This is a genomic window from Colwellia marinimaniae (genome assembly GCF_002207865.1).
GTDB classification, from domain to species: Bacteria; Pseudomonadota; Gammaproteobacteria; order Enterobacterales; family Alteromonadaceae; genus Colwellia; species Colwellia marinimaniae.
Genome location: NZ_BDQM01000014.1, coordinates 25,134 through 49,218 on the forward strand (window position 1 = coordinate 25,134; position 24,085 = coordinate 49,218).

General features: G+C 39.8%; 27 protein-coding genes. 20 read left to right on the top strand and 7 right to left on the bottom strand.

The genetic code is table 11. The annotated features are described in order from the left end of the window. Positions 1 to 80: 80 nt before the first annotated feature. The 7 genes from MTCD1_RS09990 (at position 81) to MTCD1_RS10015 (ending at position 6,909) form a co-directional block, all read left to right on the top strand. On the top strand, positions 81 to 299 hold the full coding sequence (locus MTCD1_RS09990) for a DUF6500 family protein (RefSeq protein WP_057181023.1): 219 nt from the start codon (positions 81 to 83) through the stop codon (positions 297 to 299). A gap of 207 nt (positions 300 to 506) precedes the next feature. Further along, positions 507 to 1,352: an alkaline phosphatase family protein gene (locus MTCD1_RS09995; protein ID WP_088568939.1), complete on the top strand. Its 846-nt coding sequence runs from the start codon at positions 507 to 509 to the stop codon at positions 1,350 to 1,352. 96 nt (positions 1,353 to 1,448) lie between these two features. Continuing rightward, on the top strand, positions 1,449 to 2,552 hold the full coding sequence (locus tag MTCD1_RS10000; protein WP_231733024.1) for a D-alanine--D-alanine ligase family protein: 1,104 nt from the start codon (positions 1,449 to 1,451) through the stop codon (positions 2,550 to 2,552). A gap of 938 nt (positions 2,553 to 3,490) precedes the next feature. Next, positions 3,491 to 4,435: a transcription termination factor Rho gene (gene rho / locus MTCD1_RS10005; protein ID WP_082606495.1), complete on the top strand. Its 945-nt coding sequence runs from the start codon at positions 3,491 to 3,493 to the stop codon at positions 4,433 to 4,435. A 29-nt stretch (positions 4,436 to 4,464) separates the two neighbouring features. Further along, on the top strand, positions 4,465 to 4,602 hold the full coding sequence (locus MTCD1_RS21210) for a hypothetical protein (RefSeq protein ID WP_157447803.1): 138 nt from the start codon (positions 4,465 to 4,467) through the stop codon (positions 4,600 to 4,602). 460 nt (positions 4,603 to 5,062) lie between these two features. Then, on the top strand, positions 5,063 to 5,503 hold the full coding sequence (locus tag MTCD1_RS10010) for a VOC family protein (protein ID WP_057181019.1): 441 nt from the start codon (positions 5,063 to 5,065) through the stop codon (positions 5,501 to 5,503). Positions 5,504 to 5,550: 47 nt separating this feature from the next. Continuing rightward, positions 5,551 to 6,909: an MFS transporter gene (locus MTCD1_RS10015; RefSeq protein WP_057181018.1), complete on the top strand. Its 1,359-nt coding sequence runs from the start codon at positions 5,551 to 5,553 to the stop codon at positions 6,907 to 6,909. 155 nt (positions 6,910 to 7,064) lie between these two features. Here MTCD1_RS10015 and MTCD1_RS10020 read toward each other — a convergent pair whose 3' ends face one another. Next, a complete protein-coding gene (locus MTCD1_RS10020) occupies positions 7,065 to 7,637 on the bottom strand; it encodes a hypothetical protein (RefSeq protein WP_057181017.1) in 573 nt (190 codons plus the stop codon). Between the two features lie 44 nt (positions 7,638 to 7,681). On the opposite strand from MTCD1_RS10020, the gene MTCD1_RS22120 reads away from it, so the two are divergent. Next, complete coding sequence (locus MTCD1_RS22120) at positions 7,682 to 7,813, top strand: hypothetical protein (RefSeq protein ID WP_257721038.1); 132 nt, start codon at positions 7,682 to 7,684, stop codon at positions 7,811 to 7,813. A 100-nt stretch (positions 7,814 to 7,913) separates the two neighbouring features. On the opposite strand, the gene MTCD1_RS10025 is transcribed toward MTCD1_RS22120, so the two are convergent. Beyond that, positions 7,914 to 10,265 carry a TonB-dependent receptor gene (locus tag MTCD1_RS10025; protein WP_057181016.1) on the bottom strand — a complete coding sequence of 784 codons (2,352 nt, stop codon included), beginning with the start codon at positions 10,263 to 10,265 and terminating at the stop codon, positions 7,914 to 7,916. Between the two features lie 128 nt (positions 10,266 to 10,393). Between MTCD1_RS10025 and MTCD1_RS10030 the strand changes: the two genes are divergently transcribed. The 4 genes from MTCD1_RS10030 to MTCD1_RS10045 all read left to right on the top strand — a co-directional run bounded on the left by MTCD1_RS10030 (position 10,394) and on the right by MTCD1_RS10045 (position 13,057). Next, a complete protein-coding gene (locus tag MTCD1_RS10030; protein WP_143760106.1) occupies positions 10,394 to 11,464 on the top strand; it encodes an AraC family transcriptional regulator in 1,071 nt (356 codons plus the stop codon). Between the two features lie 201 nt (positions 11,465 to 11,665). Beyond that, a complete protein-coding gene (locus MTCD1_RS10035) occupies positions 11,666 to 12,091 on the top strand; it encodes a PAS domain-containing protein (protein ID WP_057181014.1) in 426 nt (141 codons plus the stop codon). Between the two features lie 132 nt (positions 12,092 to 12,223). Continuing rightward, positions 12,224 to 12,628 (top strand): hypothetical protein, encoded by a 405-nt coding sequence (locus MTCD1_RS10040; protein WP_057181013.1) that lies wholly within the window; start codon positions 12,224 to 12,226, stop codon positions 12,626 to 12,628. Between the two features lie 144 nt (positions 12,629 to 12,772). Next, positions 12,773 to 13,057 carry a hypothetical protein gene (locus tag MTCD1_RS10045; RefSeq protein ID WP_057181012.1) on the top strand — a complete coding sequence of 95 codons (285 nt, stop codon included), beginning with the start codon at positions 12,773 to 12,775 and terminating at the stop codon, positions 13,055 to 13,057. Positions 13,058 to 13,113: 56 nt separating this feature from the next. Here MTCD1_RS10045 and MTCD1_RS10050 read toward each other — a convergent pair whose 3' ends face one another. Next, positions 13,114 to 13,515 (bottom strand): YkgJ family cysteine cluster protein, encoded by a 402-nt coding sequence (locus MTCD1_RS10050; protein ID WP_057181011.1) that lies wholly within the window; start codon positions 13,513 to 13,515, stop codon positions 13,114 to 13,116. Between the two features lie 391 nt (positions 13,516 to 13,906). Between MTCD1_RS10050 and MTCD1_RS10055 the strand changes: the two genes are divergently transcribed. The 6 genes from MTCD1_RS10055 (at position 13,907) to minE (ending at position 17,150) form a co-directional block, all read left to right on the top strand. Beyond that, complete coding sequence (locus MTCD1_RS10055) at positions 13,907 to 14,239, top strand: PBPRA1643 family SWIM/SEC-C metal-binding motif protein (protein ID WP_057181010.1); 333 nt, start codon at positions 13,907 to 13,909, stop codon at positions 14,237 to 14,239. A 440-nt stretch (positions 14,240 to 14,679) separates the two neighbouring features. Continuing rightward, a complete protein-coding gene (locus tag MTCD1_RS10060; protein ID WP_057181009.1) occupies positions 14,680 to 14,898 on the top strand; it encodes a hypothetical protein in 219 nt (72 codons plus the stop codon). Positions 14,899 to 14,917: 19 nt separating this feature from the next. Continuing rightward, a complete protein-coding gene (locus MTCD1_RS10065; RefSeq protein ID WP_057181008.1) occupies positions 14,918 to 15,199 on the top strand; it encodes a cell division protein ZapA in 282 nt (93 codons plus the stop codon). Positions 15,200 to 15,312: 113 nt separating this feature from the next. After that, on the top strand, positions 15,313 to 16,032 hold the full coding sequence (gene minC / locus MTCD1_RS10070) for a septum site-determining protein MinC (protein ID WP_057181007.1): 720 nt from the start codon (positions 15,313 to 15,315) through the stop codon (positions 16,030 to 16,032). 28 nt (positions 16,033 to 16,060) lie between these two features. Continuing rightward, positions 16,061 to 16,870: a septum site-determining protein MinD gene (minD, locus tag MTCD1_RS10075; protein ID WP_057181006.1), complete on the top strand. Its 810-nt coding sequence runs from the start codon at positions 16,061 to 16,063 to the stop codon at positions 16,868 to 16,870. Between the two features lies 1 nt (position 16,871). Next, on the top strand, positions 16,872 to 17,150 hold the full coding sequence (gene minE / locus MTCD1_RS10080; protein ID WP_057181005.1) for a cell division topological specificity factor MinE: 279 nt from the start codon (positions 16,872 to 16,874) through the stop codon (positions 17,148 to 17,150). Positions 17,151 to 17,503: 353 nt separating this feature from the next. Here the strand turns inward: minE and ansA are convergent, their stop codons facing one another. Both ansA and sppA read right to left on the bottom strand, forming a co-directional pair. Next, positions 17,504 to 18,517 (bottom strand): asparaginase, encoded by a 1,014-nt coding sequence (gene ansA / locus MTCD1_RS10085; protein ID WP_057181004.1) that lies wholly within the window; start codon positions 18,515 to 18,517, stop codon positions 17,504 to 17,506. 493 nt (positions 18,518 to 19,010) lie between these two features. Then, positions 19,011 to 20,927: a signal peptide peptidase SppA gene (gene sppA / locus MTCD1_RS10090; RefSeq protein ID WP_057181003.1), complete on the bottom strand. Its 1,917-nt coding sequence runs from the start codon at positions 20,925 to 20,927 to the stop codon at positions 19,011 to 19,013. Between the two features lie 214 nt (positions 20,928 to 21,141). Here sppA and MTCD1_RS10095 point away from each other — a divergent pair, with 214 nt between their 5' ends. After that, positions 21,142 to 21,834, top strand: a complete 693-nt coding sequence (locus MTCD1_RS10095) for an HvfX family Cu-binding RiPP maturation protein (protein ID WP_057181002.1) — start codon at positions 21,142 to 21,144, stop codon at positions 21,832 to 21,834. Between the two features lie 78 nt (positions 21,835 to 21,912). On the opposite strand, the gene MTCD1_RS10100 is transcribed toward MTCD1_RS10095, so the two are convergent. Next, positions 21,913 to 22,809, bottom strand: coding sequence for a DMT family transporter (locus tag MTCD1_RS10100; RefSeq protein WP_057181001.1), 897 nt, complete (start codon positions 22,807 to 22,809; stop codon positions 21,913 to 21,915). Positions 22,810 to 22,964: 155 nt separating this feature from the next. Next, positions 22,965 to 23,096 (bottom strand): hypothetical protein, encoded by a 132-nt coding sequence (locus MTCD1_RS22125; protein WP_257721037.1) that lies wholly within the window; start codon positions 23,094 to 23,096, stop codon positions 22,965 to 22,967. A gap of 305 nt (positions 23,097 to 23,401) precedes the next feature. Here MTCD1_RS22125 and MTCD1_RS10105 point away from each other — a divergent pair, with 305 nt between their 5' ends. Next, positions 23,402 to 23,998, top strand: a complete 597-nt coding sequence (locus MTCD1_RS10105) for a nitroreductase family protein (protein ID WP_057181000.1) — start codon at positions 23,402 to 23,404, stop codon at positions 23,996 to 23,998. Positions 23,999 to 24,085 lie beyond the last annotated feature (87 nt).

The window sequence follows — 24,085 nt, forward strand, 5'->3', positions numbered from 1 at the left end:
TCAGCAAACAGATGTGCTGGCTTTTTATTTTAATCAACATAAAGAGTTAACCATTACCCTCATTAAAAGGAAATTAACGGGTGAAAGATACTTTACAAGAAAAAATTATCGCCGTATGTGATAAAAAAATTGCCCAGAAAGGCACTAATGTCGGTTTATCATTTTATGCATTCTTTGCTAACAAAAATGATGATGCTGAGTTATTGATGGAAGCGGCAACCTGGTGGATTATCACCCATAAGCTTGATCACTTTGAAAAAGCATTAAAAATTAAAGCGTTAGTAATTTCTGAGCGCTAGCTGAGGCTGCTAATCATGGCTTAGCTTTAATTTCGTGTCACTAGACATTTTAGCAAAGAGCAGTGCCGCAATTACCTTAAAATGAGTCTTGTCATCAAAATACCCTTTTAGCGTCATATTATCGTCATAAAAGGTGCGTATTCTTTTTACACAGTTAGTCATGAAAAAATGACGTCTTAATTCAACGCTGTGTTCGGAGTATATATAATGACAAACAAAGTGATACTTATTGTTCTTGATGGTTTAGCGTTTAAAGTTGCCGAGCAATGCATGGGATTTGTTCAGGCATTAAAGGAGCAAAAACGGGCTACACTTTACAAGGTACAATGTGAATTACCCTCAATGTCTCGTCCACTATACGAGACTATCCTAACGGGGGTGACACCAGCAATTAGCGGCATAGTTCACAACCAAGTGATACGGAATTCCAACCAAAAAAGTGTTTTTAGCTTGGCTCGCGCAGCGGGGTTGTCAACCGCTGCCGCTGCCTTTCATTGGTTTAGCGAACTGTATAATCAAAGCCCTTACAATGCGATACGCGATCGCCATACCGTAGATACCGAACAACTCATTCAATATGGTTCTTTTTATCATGATGGGCAATACTTGTACCTTGATGCTGAATTATTACGCCGCCGCTATAATCCTGACTTTCTCTTGATTCATCCGATGAGTATTGATGAAGCGGGTCATCGGTCTGGCCTTGATAGTTCTCATTACCGCAACACCACCCGCAAATCAGACAAAGAGCTATCCGAATACCTGCCAATTTGGATTGAAGCCGGATACCAAATTATAATTACCGCAGATCATGGTATGAATAAGGATAAAAGCCATGGCGGCTCTTTAGCAGAAGAACGAGATATTCCCTTATATGTTATTGGCGACCGTTTCTCTCACCAAGCAGGTTGCACACCAAAACAAACCGATATTTGTGGGGTCATTTGTGAACTGTTGGGCATCCTCGATCATAATAAATCGGTGACTGAAAATTTATTGCTAAATGAAGGCTATCACCGATTAGAACAAACAATCATTAGGGCTGTTTGCTAAGTTTTCCTTGCTAAAAAAGCCTAAGACGTACTATTACCTTAGTATTATTTACTTTACCTCACTATTTTACCCAGTGTCCGTACTTAGACTTTCTGGGTGAAATTAAAACAGCAACCTATTTATTTTAGTCAATTAAAATTTAGACAGATTATTTATTTGTTGCAGGAAATAATAATGAAAATAGAGATAATTACCACACCAAATCAAGAATTAAAAGAAACTGGTTTTGGCAGTATTAATGCTTGCGAGGGCGTGTTGTCAGCCATACGAAAAATGGGCCATACTGTACAACTAACAGTCTGTAAAACAATGGCTGATTTAGATAATGTCATCGACAGATGTCCAGATTTAGTCGTTCTGGCGGTTAAATATATCGCTATCGATAATAATGGTGATATTTGGTTATCTGAATATTTTATGAGGCATAAAGTTAATTTTACTGGTTCCTTAAGGAATATATTGGAATTTGACTCCAATAAAGTGCTTGCTAAAACCATTTTACAAAATAAAGGCATTGTTACCGCCAAATATTTTACCACGGTACCGGGTAAGTACCGTAGTGAAAATGAATTGCCGATTAAATTTCCTTTGTTCTTGAAACCCATAGATGCAGCCAATGGCAATGGTATTGACGATTCATCATGGGTGGTGAATTTTTCAGAATTTGAAGCTAAGGTTTTATCACTATATACGTTATTTTCTCAGCCTATACTGGTTGAAGAATATTTGGACGGTCGAGAATTTACAGTGGCCATAATAAGTAAATCTAATGGCGAATTCATTGTTGCTGCCATTGAAATTATTCCACCTGAATCAAAAAATGGCCTGAGAATTTTAGGGCATAAAGTTAAAAATGATAATAGCGAAGCATTGAAAAAAATTGATAATAATCAAATGTTAAATAAAGTGAAGCAACTTGCCCTTAATTCTTTTATTAACCTTGGCATAAGAGATTTTGCACGAATAGACATTAAATCAAACAAGAATGGCGAGTGTTTTTTTATGGAGGCTAATCTTGTTCCAGGCTTGACTCCAGATTCTAGTTATTTTCCAAAATCATGTGAAATGGAATTTGGCTTAAGCTATGATAAAGTAATCCAATTAATGTTAGATAATGCGCTTTATCGAGCTCAGTTTTTCCCCACGGTAAGTCATTTAATAACACCGCCAATAATGGCAGAGCAGGTCTCAGGCTTTTAGTTGATAATATCAGCTAGAATGGCGACAAATTATTGCACTATTGCCAGTTAAAAGCAGCTCAGCCGTAATGAACTGAATAAGGTCTGGGCTAATTAACAAAACCTGTGATACCCACCCCAAGCCTTAGACCAAAGCAATAAAATAACATGCCTATGCACTTGGCTCAGGATCGTCATCCCCGTGGTGTTTTAATCGGGGATGCAGTGTATAAAGAGCAATGGATCTTCGATTAGAAACTTCGAAGATGACGTTTACAAAGAGTTCCTGAGTAAACTACATAGGCATGTAAAATAAAGCTGACGCCCTGAGCAAGTAACACTTTTAAATTGGCTATATTGATGGCATATTCAATAGCATAGGATACTTCGAGGGGCAGGCACTGTTTAATCGTTATTCACAGAGTTATCCACAATTAATGTTAAAATCCATCGGTAAGTCACTGTTCAACCAGTAAGCGACAAGTGAGTGAAAAAGAGGCAGTCAGTGACTTATTCATCGAATAATTTACTATTTACTGGATAAAAAAATAAGATGTACTACACTTTGTCAATTGCTTTTCTGCTTAGCTTATCTTTTCTTGTTTGAAAAAACTTTTCCACAACCACTCAGCGCCTAAATAGCCATTGAATAAGCCGCTCCTTTGATAAAACCTCTCTGCTGACCCTATGTTCCTGCTGCCGTTAATTTAGCAACTAGGCTAAACGTGCTCGCGACCTTGTCGACAGTACGTGCTTGCTTTGGTTAAGGGATATAAACATGGCTTTGAGCTAAGGCAGACAGGTGTGGACAAAGTGGACCTTAGCGAAAATATTTTATCAATAGTTTTTCTAATACGTTATTATATCTCTTCCATTAAGTTTGTCACCTTGTACCTCGAAGTTGAACGGGTATATTAAGGTAACTCTTGCAAAAAACATATAATTCTCTAAAACGATATCATGACAAGAAAAATATTAACGTTGAATCTGAAAAGAAAAAAAGTCGCCACCCCCGTCAAAGAAGTACTTAAGGAAGTACCTCATATTGATCCACAAAAGCGTTTTTCTAATGGCGTAGCGATCAACCCTCATCAGTGTATTCGCCTAGAATTAGGTTCTCAGCAACTCTCCACCCGAGCGATAGATTTGTTCACGCCAATTGGCATGGGTCAGCGAGGTTTGATTGTAGCTCCGCCAGGCTCGGGCAAAACAACCCTGTTAAAACATATATGTCAGGCGGTAGGGGCAGCTTATCCCAAAATAAAGCTGTATGCGTTACTCATTGATGAGCGTCCAGAAGAAGTGACCGACTTTAAGCGCAGCGTACCAGCAACAGTATATGCCTCATCCACGGATGAAACTTATGAACAACACGTCCGTGTAGCCAATGACCTACTTAAAATCGCGCGCCAGCAAGCGGGCGAAGGTCACGATGTCATGATTGTCATTGATTCGCTCACTCGGCTAACACGAGTACATAATGCTAGTCAAAAGAGCAGCGGTCGTACCATGTCGGGTGGGCTTGATGCTAGAGCAATGGAAATACCACGAAAACTGTTTGGCGCAGCGAGAAAAATTGAGCATGGTGGCTCACTTACCATTATAGCGACCATACTTGTTGATACTGGTAGCCGAATGGACCAGGTGATATTTGAGGAGTTCAAGGGCACGGGGAATATGGAAATCGTTTTATCACGAGAAGCGGCAAATCAACGAATCTTTCCTGCGCTGGATATTGCTAAAAGTAGCACCCGTCGTGAGGAGTTACTGCTTAATTCGAAGGAACTCGACAAGATAAGAATATTGCGCAGGGCACTTACCAGTCTTAAACCTGCAGAAGGTGCAAGTAAACTTGTGGAGTTACTGGAGAAATACCCAACGAATGCTGAGCTGCTGAACCGCTAGTAACAAAAAGTCAACAGAGCGCTAAGGCAATGAATTCTATCCTTTGTTGCTCTGGTAAGCTTAGCTATAATGCCTGCGTTTTTATTGGCGGGCAATCAGGTTTTCCTCCAGTACCCCATGATTTAATTAACCCAGTATTATTCTTAGCAAGTCTTGCCCAAGCTTAAATCCTTAATATTCCTTTGGTGGCACTTGCGGCCATATCTTATAGCAATCGAACTGATTTATTACTCATTAGCAAACTAATAACATCAAAGAATTCATAATATATAGAATTCTATGGATAGGTGTTCTATAAAATAGAGTAGCTATACCCGTTACCCATCAAAGAAGCGTTTGAGCAACAGCACTTCATCGTTGCTGAAACTTATAATGACGCGACATGGATGGAATGCAGACGGTACAGGAAGTACCTTATACGGATAATGCAGACGGTACAGGAAGTACCTTATACGGATAATGCAGGAGCAATTATCCTGAGCATATTATCCTGAGCATATTCTGCTGAATAACCATTATTTCATCACAGCGCCTTGAATTGAAATTGCTCAAGCACTCTGAAATATGCATATTGAATGGTCACGGGTATATAGTTCACAGCTTTAATATAAAAATAAGGGGAAATTTATGTCCAACTGTTTTCATCTTGCCATTCCTGCAGGAGATTTAAATTTGGCTAAAAACTTTTATTGCGAGGTACTTGGTTGTAAGAGTGGCAATAGCGAAAAGCACCGTTGGCTTGACATTGATTTTTGGGGTAATGAATTGACGCTACACCAAAGTGAGGAAAGTTTACCCAAAGTACGGCATGATGTGGACATGGGTGCGGTACTTGTTCCCCACTTTGGTATACATTTACCTGAGCGGGAGTTTCAAGCCTTAAAAGCGCGTATTGAAGCGGCTGGTCTGGTCTATTTAGACCCGCCTTATCGTCGTTTTATCGACAGTGAATATGAACAAGAAACCTTTTTTATTGCCGATCCGAACGGAAATATTCTTGAAATGAAAACCATGGTCAACCCTAAGGTTTTGTTCAAAGTTGAAAGCGCTAACATGCTTAACCATTAACGCTAAGCGAGTCATCGGCTATATTGCCGACAGTTCAGGGAGTGATTATGTCTAACCGAACCCGACAACAGATCAATATTATCGTTGCCATGTATCTAGGTTATGCCGCCATGATGATTTGTCGTCAAATGGTCACCATTCTCAGTCCTGCCTTACTTGCCGATGAAACTTTAGCGTTAAGCAAAACAAACCTTGGCGACTTTGCTGCTTATGGCACCTTAGGAGCCCTGATTGGTAAACTTATTTGGGGACCCCTTGCCGACAAGATTGGCGGTAGAATTACTATTTTAATGGGAATTTTTCTTACCGCGCTATTTATCATAGCCTTTGGACTTTCAGCCAATGTCATGGCCTTTACGGGCTGTTCATTTCTGCTTTACTGCACAAAATCCTCTGGCTGGCCCGGTATGACTAAATTGATCGGTCAGTGGTATCACCCGCAACATTATGGACGAGTGTGGAGTATTCTCGCGACCAGCTCAAGATTTAGTGTGGTGTTGGCCACTTTTTTCTTTGGTTGGCTGTTGAGCTTTATGCCTTGGCGAACCGTGGCCTTCATTGCGGCTGCTTTAGCGTTGATAATTTTTATCGGCTGCTATGTTTACCTGAAAGAGAAGCCAGATAATCCAGCATTTTTCAAAGAAAATGAAAGCCATAGCGATAACAAAGGTGATAACAAAGACAATCACAAAACTGACAATTCAGTGCAGGCTAGGGCAGAAAAACAAGCGCTGGATAACAAATATAATCACCCACTTAAAGACACCGACACGATTGCTGGACTGGTGGCCTTTGCAAAAAGCCCCAGAGTTTGGCTGGTGGTGATCATGTTGATGGTGCTTACTTGCATGATGGCCTTTTTGGACTTTGTTGCGGTTTATCTGATGGAAAGCTATCAACTGAGCCCCTCTAAAGCCGCAATGGCCTCGACCGTCTTTCCCATTGGCTCTTTGACTGGTCTGTTGGCCGCAATCGCCTTTTATGACCGCTGTTCAAAGCGAGGCATTAGGACAGTATTAACCATAGCGCTGATACTTAGTTTATTGAGCGTGCTTACTTTGCAGTATTTACCCTGGTTTAATTTGAGTGCACAAATGAACTTCTCGGTAGCGCTGGGCGCAATATTTTTGTTCGCTTTTTCAATTTCCCCTGCCTATTACTTACCTATGTCGATATTCTCTATTGAATACGGCGGTCCCCATAGTGCGACTTTGGTGTGTTTAATTGACGCCTTTGGTTTTGCTGCTAGTGCAACTTTTGCTTTCATTGGCGGCAGACTGGCAGATAGCGCCGGTGGCTGGTCTAGCTTTATCAATATGCTCATCTTGATTTCTGCCGTTGGCATATTGTCTGTATGGGCCTTTATGCACGCAGAATATAGAGCGGCAAAGCAGTCAGTTGAATAATGGACTTAATTAAGGCCGCAGAGTAACAAAGTTTGCTCGTTGCTAACGGCAGTGAGCTTATTAGCTAGTTAGCTAGGCGCTAATCGCACTGTTTTAGCTATAATTTAACCTAGCACTTGGTAAAGCCGAACTGGATTTACAGTAAAATATTCAAGCTAGAATAACTCGATTTCATCTTCTTCAGAAGCAATTTTATTTGCCATATCTAGGTTAAATTCAATTAAAGCTTCTTCAATGGGCACGCCAGATATAACCTTATCAAACATTTGCCGTTCTTCTTCCATAGTATATTTACTGCGGATTGTTTCTTGTAATCCTTGCCAAGCAATAGGCGAATATAAATCTGTTGGGTTACTAATAAGTGCGGTTAAAGCACTGAGACTTTGACTGACATGATCTAACCTTTGGCTGAGTTTATCGTAAAACTGAAAGGCGATTATAGCTGAATGTACTTTATCCAAGGCAGTTGACGTAGAGCCTTCAATTATTAACTTCATTTTTTCACTACTTTCATCTTTTTGATTTAATTGGGCAATGGAGCTCTGAATATCACTTAAATTGGTGGCAAGACCGGTAAATGATTTAGATAAAGTTGAAACAGAAGAGTTACCCTCATTCATCGATTGATCAATTTGAGTCACTGCCAAGTTAAGCATGACGATAGTTTCTTTTAATTGGCTCCAGTCTAAGTCCGGACGAGAAGAGGTTGAGCCAGATAAAACATTCATATTATACATCCCTGTGCTAATTAAATTAAAAATTAAGGTGAAGAATGGTAATTATAGAAGTAAATGAGATTTTTCTAGGATTAAATTATTTATTGGCACAAATGAAGCAATATCAAGGCTCAACACTGACCGTTGATGCCATGCAAAGGTTTAGTTACTGTTTGAGTCAGAGCTAACGGGCGATAAAAAAAGCAACTGGAACGTTGCTATTTCAGGGGTAAATAAAGGCAAAGGGCAGCGTTAGTTTGCAAGGTCAACTGCCCTTAATAGCGTCAGCTAAAAATTATAATCAACTTGTATGCCATATACCGCAGGGCGATCAACAAAGCCATAAAAAGTATCAGTGCCAAAAGTACTGCCTGATAATGGGTTATTACCCACATAGGTCAATACTTCTGCATTGGTCATGTTTTTAGCAAATAGTGCAATGTTCCACTGTTCACTTTCAAGGGCAATACGCATATCGACTTTGTTGTAAGCGTCAATTTCATAAAGTGGATTTAAGTTAACATCAACATTCTGTTTTGCCGAGTGGTAAAGCCCAAGCGTAGTTCGAAAATATTCAAAACCCAAGAATGAAATATCAGTGAAATAGTCAAAACCGATACTGGCAGTGACTTTAGGGGTAAATTGCCCAGACTTGCCAGTGTAATCACAAAGTTGATTGCCATCAGCGCCCATATCACCATCGGGTACTTGTCTGCTATGACAGTTGCCATTAGTGAAGTCGGTATATTCATGGTCTAAATAAGCGATACCATATTGCATTGATAAACCATCGAACAATATCCAACGACCTTCAATTTCAACACCTTGCACCACGGTCTCTTTGGCATTACCGACATTAAAACCAAGTACACCATCAAATTGGCTGACTTGTAAGTTGTCGTATTCGGTGCGGTAAAACGCTAAGTTTATCTCTAAAGTATCATCGAGTATTAATGACTTTACCCCCAATTCATAAGCCGTTGCTTCTTCTTCGCCAAATTCCCACGAATTGACGTTATTGGCTCTGGCATCAAAGCCACCTGCCTTAAAACCTGTGGTGGCAGAAGCGTAGAGCATAATTTTATCATCAATTTTATAACTGACATTAATCAGCGGAGTAAAAGAGTTCTCATCACGTTGACCGGTTAAGTTATGACCTTGGGGTGATAAAGGGCTTTGCTCGCTTTGAATACCAAAAACAGCATCAAATAAAGCCGGTGCCATGGGATCTTCAGTAATATCACCGGTACTTAAGTCGGTAATATTCATCACGCGAGAAGATGTTTTCTCTTCACTGGTAAAACGAGCACCTAAGGTAAGTGTTAAGGCATCGGTGAAATGATAACGACCTTGGAAAAATGCCGACCACATATCGCTATCTAACTGATAGTTTCGACCCGCAGCTTGTCCGGTCATAGGTGCGAGAGCACCACCCGAGATTAAACCTAAAATACTGTTGCTAGGTATAATGATATTATCATCAAAGGCAAGTTCACTGGTTTGATAAAATAGCCCGCCTAGCCAATCAAATTTTTCTCCTACCGGCGAGACTAATCTAATCTCTTGACTGAACTGCTGATACTCTTCATCAATAAATACTGAAAAGATAGGCGCGGCGGTGTAATCACAATCACAGGTTTCAACAAAGTCATATGAAACGAAGCCCGATACCGAGGTGAGGGTGTAGTCGCCGAAGATGAAGTTAGCGGTTAACGTGGCATTATTTAAATTGTTAGTATTACTTTCTTCGGCATCAGCTTGGCGCTGATAATTCAATGTACTGTCGGCTATTGCCTGAGGGTGGCCTAAAATTCCTAATATTTGGCTGAATGTTGCGCCAGGAATAGGGTAACCGTCAAGAGCCGGCTCATCTTGAATTACTTCTATTTGTCGACCAGTGCCATTAAACTCATCTCGTTCGACTTTAAATAAGAAGTTCATGGTATCGCTTGGCTCCCATAAAAGACTCAAACGCACAGCGCCTTCATCACGAATGGTCTCATCTCGCTCTTTAAAGGTGTTGTCAATATAGCCATCTTCTGAATAATGGCGAACGGCTAACCTTGCCGATAAAGTATCCGTCAGTGCACCAGAAACCATTGCAGTTAATTCAGTGGCGCCAATAGTCGGTTGATACTGCAAGCCAAGATGAATTTCGGTATCTTGGCTTGGTTTAGCCGAAGATAAATTCAGTGCACCAGCAACGGAGTTTTTACCAAACATTATCGATTGCGGACCTTTTAGCACTTCAATTCTTTCTAAATCTAGAAAGGGCATGCGCAGTAGTTGTTGTCGGCCATAATGGATACCGTCGATATACTGACCGACGGATTGTTCAAAACCTTGGTTATTACCGGTACCTATACCGCGAATAAACATTTGTGTACTAATGCCGGTTTCTGTCATATGCAAATTAGGTACTGAATATTGTAAGTCATCAATTTTTTCAATGCTTTTTTCTTTGATATCATCGGCGCTCAATACGTTCATTGATATCGGGGTGTCTTGCGCATTTTCCGATCTTTTTTGTGCCGTTACCTGAATTACTTCTAATGTGACTAGATCTTGCGCGGTGGCCGCGTTAATGGCTACAGCACAGCCACTCAGGGCAAAGATGCTTTTTAATGCTAGGTTTTTCATGTTATCTCACTCTCTTATTATAATTTTTAATCATCGTTATCACTAATAATATAAAGAGGAGTTATAGTGAAAATAAGGTGAATAGCGGTCAATTTGAGGTGATATACGGGCTATTTGATGGTTAACTGGTGTCAAATAGCAATAAGTTGAATAACGATATGGTTTCAAAAAACAGCATGCCGGCTAACTTTTCCGGTCAAGTATTTGCGCATAAGCTTAACTTTATTGCGTCCACCTTAGCTAAAAAAGGTATTCATTTATCGCGTTTGTTAAAGGGTACTGATATTGAACCCCATGGCTTAAAGGATCGTGAATATAAAATCCATAAAGAACAAATAATCACTTTTTATCGAAATGTTTTAGCACTGGACATGCCCGCGATTAGTTTATTGTTGGGAGCCGCAATAAAGCCTAAGGACTACGGTTTATATGGTTGCACGTTATTATGCTGTAAAGGTCTACGTTCCACCTTAGAGTTTGCTATTCGTTATCATAATTTAGTCACTAAAACCGTTAATATGTCACTGCATGATGATGATGATGATGAATCTGGGCAATCGTGCTTTCGTTTTGAAGATCTGTTGTTTACCCGTGATTTAGAAGAATTTAATATCGAGCTACAGTGCGTCATTGTTTTATCTTTGGTGCGAGATTGTTTAAACAGCGAAAATTTTTCTTTTGATGCCTTAAGGTTTAGCTTTGCCAAACCTAAACACCATCAACTTTATCAAGAATTTTTCCGTTGCCCAATAAGTTATGGTAATCAACATAGTGAATTTCTCTTTAATAACGACAAGTGGTCATTAAATACTCCAAGCAGTAATCCTTTTGCCATGCCGATCTTACTTAGCCAATGTGATGTGGTGTTAAATTCAGTGGCGATAAAAAATGAATTTTTAATCACCATCAATAATTGGATAGCTGCTAATATGCAACAGGAGCTTTGTGCTAAAAAACTGGCGAGTGCCCTCTATCTCACCCCAAGGACGTTACGCAGAAAGTTATCAGAGCAGGGCACAAGTTTTACCGAAATTGTCAAAGATTTACGCTGCAGCGCCGCTAAGAAATTAATAACCGAGACGCAATTGACCATTGAAGACATAGGCTGTGCTATTGGCTTTAATGATGTGTCAAATTTCAGAGCTGCATTTAAAAAGTGGACCGGGGAAACACCATCAAAGCTTAGACAGGTTAATTAAGCTATCGATTAGCGCCCCCATGACCATAAATTGGCAATGCTCGTGGGCAACCTAACACAGTCGCTTGAATATTTAAAAATAAAGCCATACGATGGCTTAAAGCTATAATAAAGCACAATATTCAGTTTGCTGTGTTTCGTTCAGCTATAATTTTATCTAATTATATAAGCTTTGCCCATTAACCAGTAGGAAAGGTGATTTATGTTTACTGAGCAACCAGAAGATTTTATTTATAACTCATCCATAGGCATCCATGTTGTCTCTGCAGAAGGTATTATTGTTTATGCCAACGAATGTGAACTGGAGGTGTTAGGGTATACCAAGGATGAGTATATAGGTCATCATGTGTCAGAATTTCAACAAGACAAGTCTTGTTTATCTGACATGATGGCGCGGTTAGGCCGTATGGAAAAACTGAAAAATTACCCCGCAAAGGTACAAGGGAAAGAGGAACTGAAATATATTATCTACAACTCAAGTGTTTATGAAGAAAATGGCGAGTTTAAACATACACGTTGTTATGGCACAGAAGTTATGAAAACGATTTATGATGCTTTTTTCAAACATTTTGATTTTTCAGGATCACCTGACAAGCTGTTAACAGATAATAAGTGTCTTGATAATTAAGCTTTACCTGCACCTATATCACCAAGGTGTATTGATGAGTGCCAGGTTTGCTGTGTCACCAGCGCTACTCATTTTTGTACACTAGTATCAGCCCGTTAAATAAGAGGGTGTTTAATTTCTGGAGCAGTTACAGTGAGAAAATCTTTATTTATATTGTTAGCTTTATTATCTTTTGTGTCGACTAGTCAAGCCGAAGATACCGAGGTATTAAACATCGATCGTTCGGTAACAAACACAATTATTTTGTCTTTCCCTAATGATAATAATGTTAAGCCCAAAGCGGGTGACTTTGAAATAGTAAACTATGTACTAATGAGTAATGACATCGGTGAACGCTGGGGGGTTATAACACTAACGAATTTATCCTCGGGTAACCGCGAGTTAGATCAAGATCATTTAATGGCGCTATTTGCTGATGGCAGTCGTAACAAGCCACTAGAGTATAAATTAAACTTCAAAGGCAAAGAAACACAGTCCATTACCGTGTCCTTTGGCGTGTTTAAATTTCCAATATTGAGCATCTATACCAGCAACTAAAACGATTATATCCTTTCATAAATCAAACGCTTCACTAAGGGATTTAATCTTACCAGCTGACAATGACTTGCAATGTGTGAGACATTTTAGCAAACTAAGTAAAAGTCCTATAGTAGGGCGCGACATTACTTCTGGATATCTATTATGAATTTAGATAAATCAACAAAACGTATAGCAAAACGAGTTAAAAAAGGCTTTCAAGGTTACCCACAAATATCACTGGCTTATTTTGGTGAATCAACAACTTGTGCAACACAAGTTGTTGTTGCTTACACCTCAGAAGAAGGTGCTGAGATACAAGAGCAGAAGTTTTCCTGTCAGGGTGATGTTAGAACCGATGAAACTATTCAAACGACATTATGGAAGGTTATTGAGCGGGCAGACGCAAAAACAGTGTTAGAAGTTAGCGGTGTTGCAATTATTCAATAAGGTTAGCAAACCAGCAGTAGCCGATTAATCTAGCTTGTCTGCCAAGATAGATTACCCTAGGAGTAGCTTGGCGGGCGGCTATCTTGCATCAATACATCTAATTTTATTTGCGCTTTTTTGTGATTTTCTAAGTCTACTACTTCAATCATCTCACATTCATCTCTGATCATTTCAGCAATCAGGCTAGGATAATGACGGCAGTCTTCCGGTCTATCTAAATAAATGCTGCAAGTATAAAGATCCGGCGCGAGTGGGTCTTTTTTTGCCGCTATTGCTAGAAAAGGGCAACTTTTTAGTCGTAAGCCAGATTTAGGGTCGAACCATAACTCATTGTTTTTAACAAATGCGAAGATTTCAGGGTTAAATATTTCCCATAGGTCAATCTCTTCTTTGCTTGCTGCCAGATCACCGCCGCCGTATTTGATACAACATTTCCCGCATTGATTACAATCTTTCATAGTTCACTAGTGAGTAGGTATACCAAGCCTTATTGTATCATTGATGTTACTCAAGCACTCTAAACATGAATTTAAACATGAATTTTTATTAGTAATACCATTTTCATTAAGTTTGTGATCTTGTTGTGCTCAGCAAAAACATTTCAGGACAAGGCGCTCGATTGGCCAAATAGTGGCCTATTGGGATTGTAGTTTTGGCCTATTTTACCCCCACAAGTGGGCCATAATTTAGTGAAATTGGTATAATATGGCTATATAGGGACATTATATATCTGAGCTTTGGGGTAAATGATAAAATAAAAGCCAGAGAGTCAATTCAACGGTCGACTATTTACCACTTTACGTTATACTGCCGCGCTTAAAGCAAGCATTTAAATTAGCGGAGAAAATCATGCACGATCTTTATTACAAAGGACGTATCCACATCAGACATAACCATGTCACCACAGGTTATAACAATAAACGTGCGGTAAAACTTGGTACTGAAAAAAAACCATTAACGCTAGTGGTTAGTAGTGATGAAAGAAAACTCGAAGTAGCGAGCTTAGTTGCCGAGAATGAACTTTTTGCTGATATTACTGTAGACAGCACCAGCGATGAAAATATCATTGAACTTAACGCCATACTCAACAAACCCACCACGACTCGATTCGACCAAACACCGAAGCGTAATGATCCTTGTTCATGTGGCAGTGGCAAAAAATATAAAAAGTGTTGCGGCTAACAAAATTCTTATTATCCATGCCTTTATTTAAGTGACTGCTACGCAATTTTTTGCTAACAATCTGTAAGTAACTTTTGACTAGTCGTAGCTTAAATAATTGCCATCAATATAATCCGCCATGACATCGTGCACTTGCTGGCGAAACAGTCTATTAGTTCCCACGGTTAGAATTTGAGAAAAATTTACTACCCTTGGCTGTTGACCCAGCATGGTCTAGCGTATGGTCAATAAAGTAGCATGAAAGCCCATAACGGTAACTAACGAGTTATCGGTTATTTTTTACTCTTTAAGTATGTTTTTTGAGCATAATCAACTAATCCCACCAAACATTAAAATTTGTTACATAATTTAAGCCGATAATCGTGCTTAAAGGTAGTATTCTGCCTCACTTTAGATTAAATTTGCAACCTTAAATTTACTACAGTTAATAAGAGCGCCTTATGTTAGAAAATACTCTCCCTCAACTCGAACAACTGATTGAAGACATCATTGAAAAAAATAACCAGCTAAAAAATCAAGTGGCTGAACTAGAGCAGCAAAAAACCGTGCTTATTGATGAAAATGAAACCTTGCAACTTGAAGCCCTTGAAGGTGAAGAAAAACAAAAACAGACCAATGACGTTTTAACAAATTTACTAGGTAAATTACAAAGTGCATAAGTGCATAAGAGCATAATTAATGATTACTGAAGACTCTACAGGCATCAGCATTAACATTTTGGGCAAGCCACATCAGTTTGCTTGCTCAGCTGAGCAAGCAGAGGATTTAACTCAAGCCGCACGTAGCCTCGCTAATATGTGTATAGACATCAAGCAACAAACGGGTATTGGCAGCCGCGAGCGTGTTTTATTGGTGGCGGCCATGAATTTAAGTCATTCATTATTGATGGCGAATAATAAAATTGAACGTTATCAACTTGCACAAGATGCTTTAATTTCCACCTTAAAGAGCGCTTTATAAACACTTTCAATTTTTCAATATTATTACTCTCTGCTTGTTATTGTGGCGGTAATATTAGCGAGTTGATGATTAACTAGATACCGTCACTTGTCTTATTTAGGGAAACCTTCTTTATGGCTGATGCCAGCATTGAATTTAAAGGGTCAAGTTTTACCCTGTCTGTTTTACATTTAAAGTCGTCAGAATTAGCAGATATTCGTGCTGATTTAACCAACAAAGTAGCGCAAGCTCCCGATTTTTTTTACCGAGTTCCCGTCGTGGTAAATGTTGAAAAACTCAACGGTTCCATTGATTATCAAGGGGTAAAAACATTAATAGAAGAATTCAATTTTACCTTTGTTGGCTTCACTGGCGTTATCGCTAAAGCGCAACGTCAGCAAATTCGGGATCTTGGTTTTTCATTTGTTAATTCAGCGAAAGCCAATACCACGACAAAAGCCAAGATTAGCAAAGAGAGCGTAGTTGCCAAGACTGAAAGCGTAGCGGCGACAACGCAACGTCATTTATACACGGATAAAATACACCGAGGCCAGGTTCGTTCTGGTCAGCAAGTGTATGCTAAAGAGCAAAATTTAGTCATTATCGGCTCAGTTTCAGCGGGCGCTGAAGTCATTGCCGATGGTAATATTCATGTCTATGGCTCTTTACGTGGTCGCGCCATTGCCGGCGCAACCGGCCATCATAGCGCGCAAATATATTGTCAAAATCTTCAGGCTGAGTTGGTTTCTATTAATGGTCACTATTGGCTAAGTGAGTCCATGGAGCAACACTGGGACTCACCGGTATATATTCATTTGACCGACAACGAGCTAACGTCATCAAAACTCATTTAATTTTTAACTTATAAAGGATATTCTGTCTATGGCACGAATAATAGTAGTTACCTCAGGAAAGGGCGGTGTTGGCAAAACGACATCTAGTGCTGCAATTGGCCTTGGTTTAGCGTTAAAAGGACATAAAGTAGTATTAATTGATTTTGATATAGGCTTACGAAATCTAGACCTGATAATGGGCTGTGAACGTCGTGTGGTATATGATTTTGTCAATGTGATTAATGGTGAAGCCACCTTGAATCAGGCCTTAATTAAAGATAAACGTGTCAGCAGTTTATCTATATTACCCGCCTCACAAACACGTGATAAAGATGCCTTGAATAAAGAAAATGTTGGTAAGGTGCTCGATGATCTGGGTAAACTTTTTGACTTTATCATTTGTGATTCGCCAGCAGGTATTGAGGCTGGAGCCATGATGGCGCTTTATTATGCCGATGAGGCTATAGTAACCACCAATCCGGAAGTATCATCGGTACGTGACTCTGATCGAATTTTAGGCATGTTAGCAAGTCGTTCACGTAGAGCTGAACTTGGCTTAGAACCGATAAAAGAGCATTTATTATTAACACGTTATTGCCCTAAACGTGTTGCTGAAGGTGAAATGCTGAGTGTCGAGGATGTAGAAGATATTCTGTCGATACCGTTGTTAGGTGTTATTCCTGAGTCACAAGCTGTGCTTAAAGCATCAAATGCGGGCGAGCCAGTTATTTTAGATACCGACAGTGATGCCGGTCAAGCTTACCAAGATGTCATTGATCGCCTGTTAGGTGAAACCATTGAGTTTAGGTTTTTACTCGCTGAGAAAAAAGGCATCTTTAGTCGGATGTTTGGAGGATAACATGGCATTACTGGATTATTTTTTACGCAAAAAAGAAAAGCAGGTAACCACAGCATCCAGGGCGAAAGAACGTCTGCAAATCATCGTTGCTCATGAACGCAATAGCCGCAATAAGCAGCCAGATTATTTACCGCAACTTACCGCAGATATTCTAGTGGTATTGCGTAAGTACATCAAAGTATCGGATGAGAGTTTTTCGATAAAACTTGATAATAAAGATGGTGATTTAAACGTGTTAGAGCTCAATATTGAATTACATGATGAGCACGATAGCAGTTAAGTTTATTAACCTTGCCTCAATATATCGAAAAACACCAACTGTCAGCAAGGACTACCGGCTGAGTAATGGTGTTTTATCATTTTACTTGAGTAATTAAATGCTTAGCTAAGTTCACCACGTAAACTCAATTGCATTTGTTGGCACATTTCGTCATAACTTAAATTTTTACTCGATTAATTAGATGCTTAGGTAAGTTCACCACGTAAACTCAATTGCATTTGTTGGCACATTTCGTCATAGCTTAAGTTTTTACTTGAGTAATTAAATGCTTAGGTAAGTTCACCACGTAAACTTAATTGCATTTGCTGGCACATTTCGTCATAGCTTAAATTTTTACTCGAATAATTAAATGCTTAGGTAAGTTCACCACGTAAACTCAATTGCATTTGTTGGCACATTTCGTCATAGCTTAAGTTTTTACTTAATAAGTAATGTAGTTTAGTTAACGTTGCCTCTAGGGTCATATCATGACCACTGATGACACCGACCTCGCTCAAGGCATTGCCTGTGGCATAGCCAGACATATTGACCGTGCCTTTGATACATTGGCTACAGTTAACCACCACGATACCTTGCTCTTTCGCTTTACTTAAACAAGCGAGTAAGGCTTTATCTTGTGGCGCATTACCAACACCGTAGCTGCGTAAAATAAGGGCTTTCACCGGCTGTTTTATGGTATTTTCAATGACGGCACTGCTTATACCTGGGTATAAGTGCACTACACCGATGGGCTGGGGAGTGATTTTTGCCAGTTGCAGTGGCGGCACTTTTTCAATGTTTGGCGCTATCTTTCCCGCCACTAATTGAATATTGATACCTGCTTCAAGTAAGACTGGCATATTAGGGGAATCGAAGGCGTTAAAGCCATCGGCATAGGCTTTTATACACCGATTACCACGGTAGAGTTTGTTATTGAAAAACAAACCAACTTCACTAATGGGGTAATTAGCCGCTATGTATAAGGCATTTAACACATTAACTTGGCCATCAGAGCGCAGTTGACTAAAGGGTATTTGTGAGCCGGTAACAATGACGGGTTTGCTTAAATTCTCAAACATAAAAGACAAAGCTGAGCTGGTATAAGCCATGGTATCGGTACCATGTAACACCACAAAACCATCATAATCATCATAGTTGGCTTTAATATCATCGGCGATACGTTGCCAATCTCTTGGCGTCATATTGGAGGAATCAATTAACGGCTGATATTCACTGATGGTGAAATCTGGCATTTCACTGCGATGAAATTCAGGCAGTGCCTTGATTGATTCACTCAGATGGCCTTTAGCCGGTACAAAGCCTTGAGTGCTTTGCTTCATACCAATAGTACCGCCAGTGTAGGCAACATAAATTCTTTTTTTTATCATAATTGTTAATGCTATGTTGTAGATTTTATAAACGAGTAATTATACCTTACCTCTAAGCCTGATAATTATCGCTGAGTGGCAATGAGTGGCAAATTAATTAATAGACTTAGTATTATATCTTAGCATGCAGGATACTTGCTATAGCACTTGCTGAATGATTTCAGTCTCGACAACAATTCTTTAGCGGATAGGTGATAACCGGGGTGTTTAGTAGACTTTGGCAGGAAGTTAATAAAAAAACATGCCTATGTAGTTTACTCAGGAACTCTTTGTAAACGTCATCTTCGAAGTTTCTAATCGAAGATCCATTGCTTTTTATACACTGGATCCAGGACAATAAGCTCCATGCATTGTCTAATAAGTGCCATCCATGGCACGTCCGATTAAAATACCACGGGGATGACGATCCTGAGCCAAGTGCATAGGCATGTTAAAAAAAGAGGTAGTTATTTTCATAACTACCTCTACACGTTAAAAGCTTTTACTGTCGCGCTTAGTTGGCACTACAAGCAATACATAAAGTATAGCGACCTTGTGGGTCATTAAACTGGTTCATTTGTGTTAACTCAGCTTTCATCATCTTAATGAATTGTGATATAGGTTTATTATTCACCGCATTGCTGGTTAAATCAATTGAGCTATGCTCTTGGCTGGTTGCAAAAAAGCTGATCACAGCTGATGACTTACCCAGTATTTGTTGCATTATTTTACTGCGCGAAGATTGCTCTTTTTCAATAAGCAGGGTGTCATAGTGTTCAAGTTTAGCTAGGTTTGCTGCCGCAACAACCGCGTCGGTTAAGCTACCTAGTTCATCAACTAAGCCAAGCTCTTTGGCTTTTTTACCGGACCACACTCGACCTTGGGCAATACTATCAACTTCAGCAAGGGTCATATTACGATTGTTGGCAACCAATTGAATAAAATCTTGGTAACCTTTGTTTATCGATAATTGAAATAATTTCGCCATGCCTGGTGTCAGGGCTTGGGTGGGGCCAAAGCCGGCCATATCGGTGGTACCAACACCATCGGTATGGATACCCATTTTGCTTAATGAATCTTCAAAAGTCATCATCATGCCAAAAATACCAATTGAACCTGTGATAGTTGATGGCGCTGCATAAATGAGATCTGCCGGTGCTGAAATCCAGTAACCACCCGAGGCAGCATAGGTGCCCATTGAAGCGACAACAGGTTTACCCGCCTTTTTCAATAATTCAACTTCTTGGCGAATAATTTCTGAGGCGTAGGCACTACCACCTGGGCTATCAACGCGTAATACTACGGCTTTAACATCATCATTCAATCGTGCTTGGCGCAATAACTTCGCGGTGCTGTCACCACCGATAGTACCGGGTTTTTGCGTACCATCTAAAATAGTCCCTTTAGCAACAATAATGGCAACCTTATCGCTACCGCTACCGCTATCAGCATCCGCTGCGCTTTCATCTAACAATGAATTCGTGGCAGCAATATAATCTTGGTAGCCGATATGACTGTAGCTATCGCCTTTTTTGTTCTTGCCCACTAAATCAATAAGCTCGGTGCGCATTTCTTGGCGTGATTTGAGTTGATCAACCCAGTTATTATCAAGGGCATACTGAGCAAAACTACTGTTAGCCGCGCTAAATTTAGCCACTAGAGTATCAATGTTTTCATCAAAGTTATCGATAGCAAAGCCACGACGCTCGGCCACATCTTCTTTGTATTGCTGCCATAAGTCAGTAAGCCAAAGTTTGTTGGCTTCTTTTGCCGCAGCAGACATGTCATCACGAATAAAGGGTTCAACTGCTGATTTAAAGGTACCAACACGGAAGATGTGTTGATTGATGGCTAATTTATCTAATGCCGACTTAAAGTACATTTTATAGCGACCATAACCGTCAAGTAACATAAAACCTTGTGGGTTTAACCAAATGTTATTCGCCGTACTGGCTAAATAGTATTGGTCTTGTGAAAATTGGTCACCAAGGGCAATAATGGTCTTGCCGCTACTTTTAAAGTCCTCTAGCGCTTTAGCAATATCTTGCAACTTAGTTAAACCGGCTCTGTTTAAGCCTTGCAGTTGTAAAACTAATATTTCTACCCGATCATCATTTTTCGCTTTAGCAATAACGTCTAAGATATCGGCAAGTAAAATTTCTGGTTGATCTTCTTGTTGCTCCAGTGCTTCTACTAAAAAAGCCTCCATCGGGTCAACTTCACGCTTTTGCTCTACCACATCACCAACAAGGTTTAACACTAAGGCCGTTTTGTCTGGGACTTGTACTTGTTCATCACCACTTGAAATGACGCCAATGAAGCCGAATAACAGTATAAAAAATACTAGGTTTACCACTATTGAGCGAGTAAAGCTTAATACGCGCCAGAGGGAAGAAAAGATCCGTTTTATAATGCCGGGTTTATTATTCATATATATATCTTAAATTGATTAAATTAAAAATTCTCACCTCTATACTACCTTAATGTTAACCAAAACTTAACATATGGCTTTAGCTAGATTGTAACTATTTATGGCGACTCAGGGTTAAACGGTTGTTTTTATTAATTAATGAGTAAGTTGAAAGTCTTTAGCAACTAAAGCGTTCTTATTATTAATCGCTTTATTTCTTGATAAGACCGTCACTATGCAAACACTACAACATTACTACCAGAGATTTTTAAGCCAGCTTAAACACTTTGATGGCATACCGGCGTTATTATTACGGCTTTATCTTGCGCCGGTTTTTATCATGGCTGGCTTTAGTAAAACGCAATTACTCAATGAAGACGTTACCGGTTTTAGCGCCATCTTGGCCGATGCTAGTATTATTGCTTGGTTTGGCAACAGTGATTGGGGCTTGGGCTTGCCATTTCCGGCTTTACTAGCAAACTTGGTTATTTTAGTTGAGTTTTTTGGTGGCTGGTTATTATTAATTGGCGCCTTAACGCGTTTAATTAGCATACCGCTGATGTTTACCATGATAGTTGCCGCAACAACGGTTCATGTTGATAACGGCTGGTTTGCTATCACGCCAACCAATAGTGAGATCAGCCCAGCGAGAGTTGCCAGCTGGTTAGGGCTGGAAAGTGCGCAAGGGAGTTTAGCAAACAGCGAACAAACAGCCATACGACTGGAAAAAATGCGTGAGCTGTTAGCTGAGCATGGTAATACTGATTGGCTGTATGAAAAGGGCAATATAGTGGTGTTAAATAATGGTATAGAATTTTCAACCACGTATTTTATTATGCTACTCGCCTTGTTTTTTATTGGCGCTGGCCGTTATACCAGTGTTGACCATTACCTAGCGCAGCGATTTTTAATGGTCGAAAAACGCTGAACAGATATCAATTTAACTACGCTCTGTTCAGCTTTTTATCTTCATTGTCACTATATTATCGGCATTGTTTATTTGCCGTTAACTACGGATAGGTTTCTTTTTAATTCCAGGAATTAAATGGCCAAAGTGATAAATAGATAAACCTAATAATACCATCACAGCACCTATTATCAGCTTGTCGGTAATCACTTCACCGTTTAACATCGCACCTAAACTCAAGGCAACTACCGGAGTAATTAGGGTTATTAAGGTAACACTACTGGCTGATAACTTTTGCAATATGGTAAAATAAGCATAAAAAGCAATCAATGAACCAAATACACCTAAATATAGCGTTGACCAAATAGACCTTGCTTGCCACAGTTCAACGGGTAAGGTGCCATCCAAAACCAACCAGGTTAATAAGAACATAGGTGTGGCTAGGGTTAACGCACCAACCGTGGTTGCTAAGGGATGAATAGCTATGGAGACACTTTTCACCAACACACCACTTAAGCTAAAGAAAAATACCGCCAATAAAATAAAAATAATGCCATAAATACCATCGTCCGCTAAAGTGAAATTATCAGAGCACACCACGCCTAAACCAAGCAATGAAATAACCATAGAAAATTTACGAATACCACTGATATTGGGCTCAGCTAATATTCTCTTTGCTAGTACCGCCGAGATAACAGGGGACAAACCAAAGACTAGCGAAATAATGCCTGAAGATAAATAGGGTGCTGCTAAGTATGAACAGAGCATGCCGCCAAAGATGCCAAGTGCTGAAAAGCTGTATAGCCTTAATGCTTGTTTATGCCACGGGAGATTGATTTTACCCATTTTAATCACTAAGGCGCCAAGCACTAAAGCAATAAGCATTCTAAGTAATACCGCTAAACTGGGGTTAATTGTCTCGCTACTCCACACTATACCCAATGGGGTGGTAGACCATATTAATAGTACCGCCAAATAGGCAACTGACACTGACATTTTACTCTCCTTTGTTGCGTTTAAAATTTTTGTTTTAAAGCGAAAGCAGACTATTACGGTTTTTTGTCGGGAAGGGGGTAAAACAAAAAGCCGCAAGAGGTGGTTGCTGCGGCTTTAAAAGTGAACTAATTAATGACTCGATTAACTATAATTCTTCAATGTTCCGCAGTGACTGGCCAATTTAACTGGCGCTTAACTTGCCACAGTCGATTGACCACAAGCAGATAGCTTATCGCTATTGCTTTGGGGTTTCGAATACTGATCATGGCGAGTAAGTTGCTTGGCATTGCTTTTCTTTATAGTAAGTTATATTAAGTTATCTTATGGCTAAGCTAGAGTTTGAATCTAGGTTACATAGGTACAGTTCTGTTAGCTCGAATAGTGGCGTTAGAGCAAAATGAAGTCAAGTATAAATAACGCCTTTGCGGTATAAAATTTATTTTAACTCTGTTATTGAGATTAGCGTGTCCAAGGAGTACCAAGGCAATGTAATACGTTAGCCGTGTGACCAGTCTTGGATGAGAATAAACTTAATTGATTTGGTCTCAGCTTAACGATAAACTTCTACAATAACCCTTGTTAGAAGTATTTTATGGACGCTATTGAATTACTATTGCAACGCCAGTCGACACCGATGTTAACTGATCCCGCGCCAAATAAAGCCGACTTATCAACATTATTGTCTGCGGGCATGCGAGTCCCCGATCACGCGGGCTTAAAACCTTGGCATTTCCATGTTATTAGCGGAGCAGGTTTACAACGATTAAGCGACCTTTACGTTGCAGCTACCACCATTGACCTAACCACTAAAGCAGGTCTCCTTGAGGGTACTAGTATAGATGAAGATGCCTTTAATGAAAAAATAGCGAAAGTAGCGAAAATGCCATTTAGAGCGCCAATGATGATTGTTATCTCAACTCAATATGTTGAGCATAATAAAGTTCCTCAACAAGAACAATTGATTGCCGCAGGTTGTTGTGCACAAGCCATGCAAATGGCCGCTTTTTCGTTGGGCTATGGTGCTATGTGGCGTACCGGTGACTTAGCTTATAATGAAACAGTGAAAACCGGTTTAGGGCTGGCTGCGGGTAATGATATCGCCGGTTTCTTATATCTAGGCACGCCAACAAAAGCGCCACACAGTAAACCGGCTAAAGATTTCCAAGCGAATGTTACTTATTGGAACTAATACCAATATCATTAAATTACATGCCTGTGCACTTGGCTCAGTATTGTCATCCCCGTGGTGTTTTAATCGGACGTGCCATGGATGGCA

Coding starts and splice junctions, on each gene's coding strand:
- MTCD1_RS10055 (WP_057181010.1), top strand. CDS start 13,907: ATGCACGATCTTTATTACAAAGGACGTATCCACATCAGACATAACCAT.
- sppA (WP_057181003.1), bottom strand. CDS start 20,927: ATGAATAATAAACCCGGCATTATAAAACGGATCTTTTCTTCCCTCTGG.
- MTCD1_RS22120 (WP_257721038.1), top strand. CDS start 7,682: ATGGTAATTATAGAAGTAAATGAGATTTTTCTAGGATTAAATTATTTA.
- MTCD1_RS10050 (WP_057181011.1), bottom strand. CDS start 13,515: ATGAAAGATTGTAATCAATGCGGGAAATGTTGTATCAAATACGGCGGC.
- minD (WP_057181006.1), top strand. CDS start 16,061: ATGGCACGAATAATAGTAGTTACCTCAGGAAAGGGCGGTGTTGGCAAA.
- minC (WP_057181007.1), top strand. CDS start 15,313: ATGGCTGATGCCAGCATTGAATTTAAAGGGTCAAGTTTTACCCTGTCT.
- MTCD1_RS10035 (WP_057181014.1), top strand. CDS start 11,666: ATGTTTACTGAGCAACCAGAAGATTTTATTTATAACTCATCCATAGGC.
- MTCD1_RS22125 (WP_257721037.1), bottom strand. CDS start 23,096: ATGCCAAGCAACTTACTCGCCATGATCAGTATTCGAAACCCCAAAGCA.
- MTCD1_RS10060 (WP_057181009.1), top strand. CDS start 14,680: ATGTTAGAAAATACTCTCCCTCAACTCGAACAACTGATTGAAGACATC.
- ansA (WP_057181004.1), bottom strand. CDS start 18,517: ATGATAAAAAAAAGAATTTATGTTGCCTACACTGGCGGTACTATTGGT.
- rho (WP_082606495.1), top strand. CDS start 3,491: ATGACAAGAAAAATATTAACGTTGAATCTGAAAAGAAAAAAAGTCGCC.
- MTCD1_RS10010 (WP_057181019.1), top strand. CDS start 5,063: ATGTCCAACTGTTTTCATCTTGCCATTCCTGCAGGAGATTTAAATTTG.
- MTCD1_RS10100 (WP_057181001.1), bottom strand. CDS start 22,809: ATGTCAGTGTCAGTTGCCTATTTGGCGGTACTATTAATATGGTCTACC.
- MTCD1_RS10065 (WP_057181008.1), top strand. CDS start 14,918: ATGATTACTGAAGACTCTACAGGCATCAGCATTAACATTTTGGGCAAG.
- MTCD1_RS10025 (WP_057181016.1), bottom strand. CDS start 10,265: ATGAAAAACCTAGCATTAAAAAGCATCTTTGCCCTGAGTGGCTGTGCT.
- MTCD1_RS10020 (WP_057181017.1), bottom strand. CDS start 7,637: ATGAATGTTTTATCTGGCTCAACCTCTTCTCGTCCGGACTTAGACTGG.
- MTCD1_RS21210 (WP_157447803.1), top strand. CDS start 4,465: ATGAATTCTATCCTTTGTTGCTCTGGTAAGCTTAGCTATAATGCCTGC.
- MTCD1_RS09995 (WP_088568939.1), top strand. CDS start 507: ATGACAAACAAAGTGATACTTATTGTTCTTGATGGTTTAGCGTTTAAA.
- MTCD1_RS10095 (WP_057181002.1), top strand. CDS start 21,142: ATGCAAACACTACAACATTACTACCAGAGATTTTTAAGCCAGCTTAAA.
- MTCD1_RS10015 (WP_057181018.1), top strand. CDS start 5,551: ATGTCTAACCGAACCCGACAACAGATCAATATTATCGTTGCCATGTAT.
- MTCD1_RS10105 (WP_057181000.1), top strand. CDS start 23,402: ATGGACGCTATTGAATTACTATTGCAACGCCAGTCGACACCGATGTTA.
- MTCD1_RS10045 (WP_057181012.1), top strand. CDS start 12,773: ATGAATTTAGATAAATCAACAAAACGTATAGCAAAACGAGTTAAAAAA.
- minE (WP_057181005.1), top strand. CDS start 16,872: ATGGCATTACTGGATTATTTTTTACGCAAAAAAGAAAAGCAGGTAACC.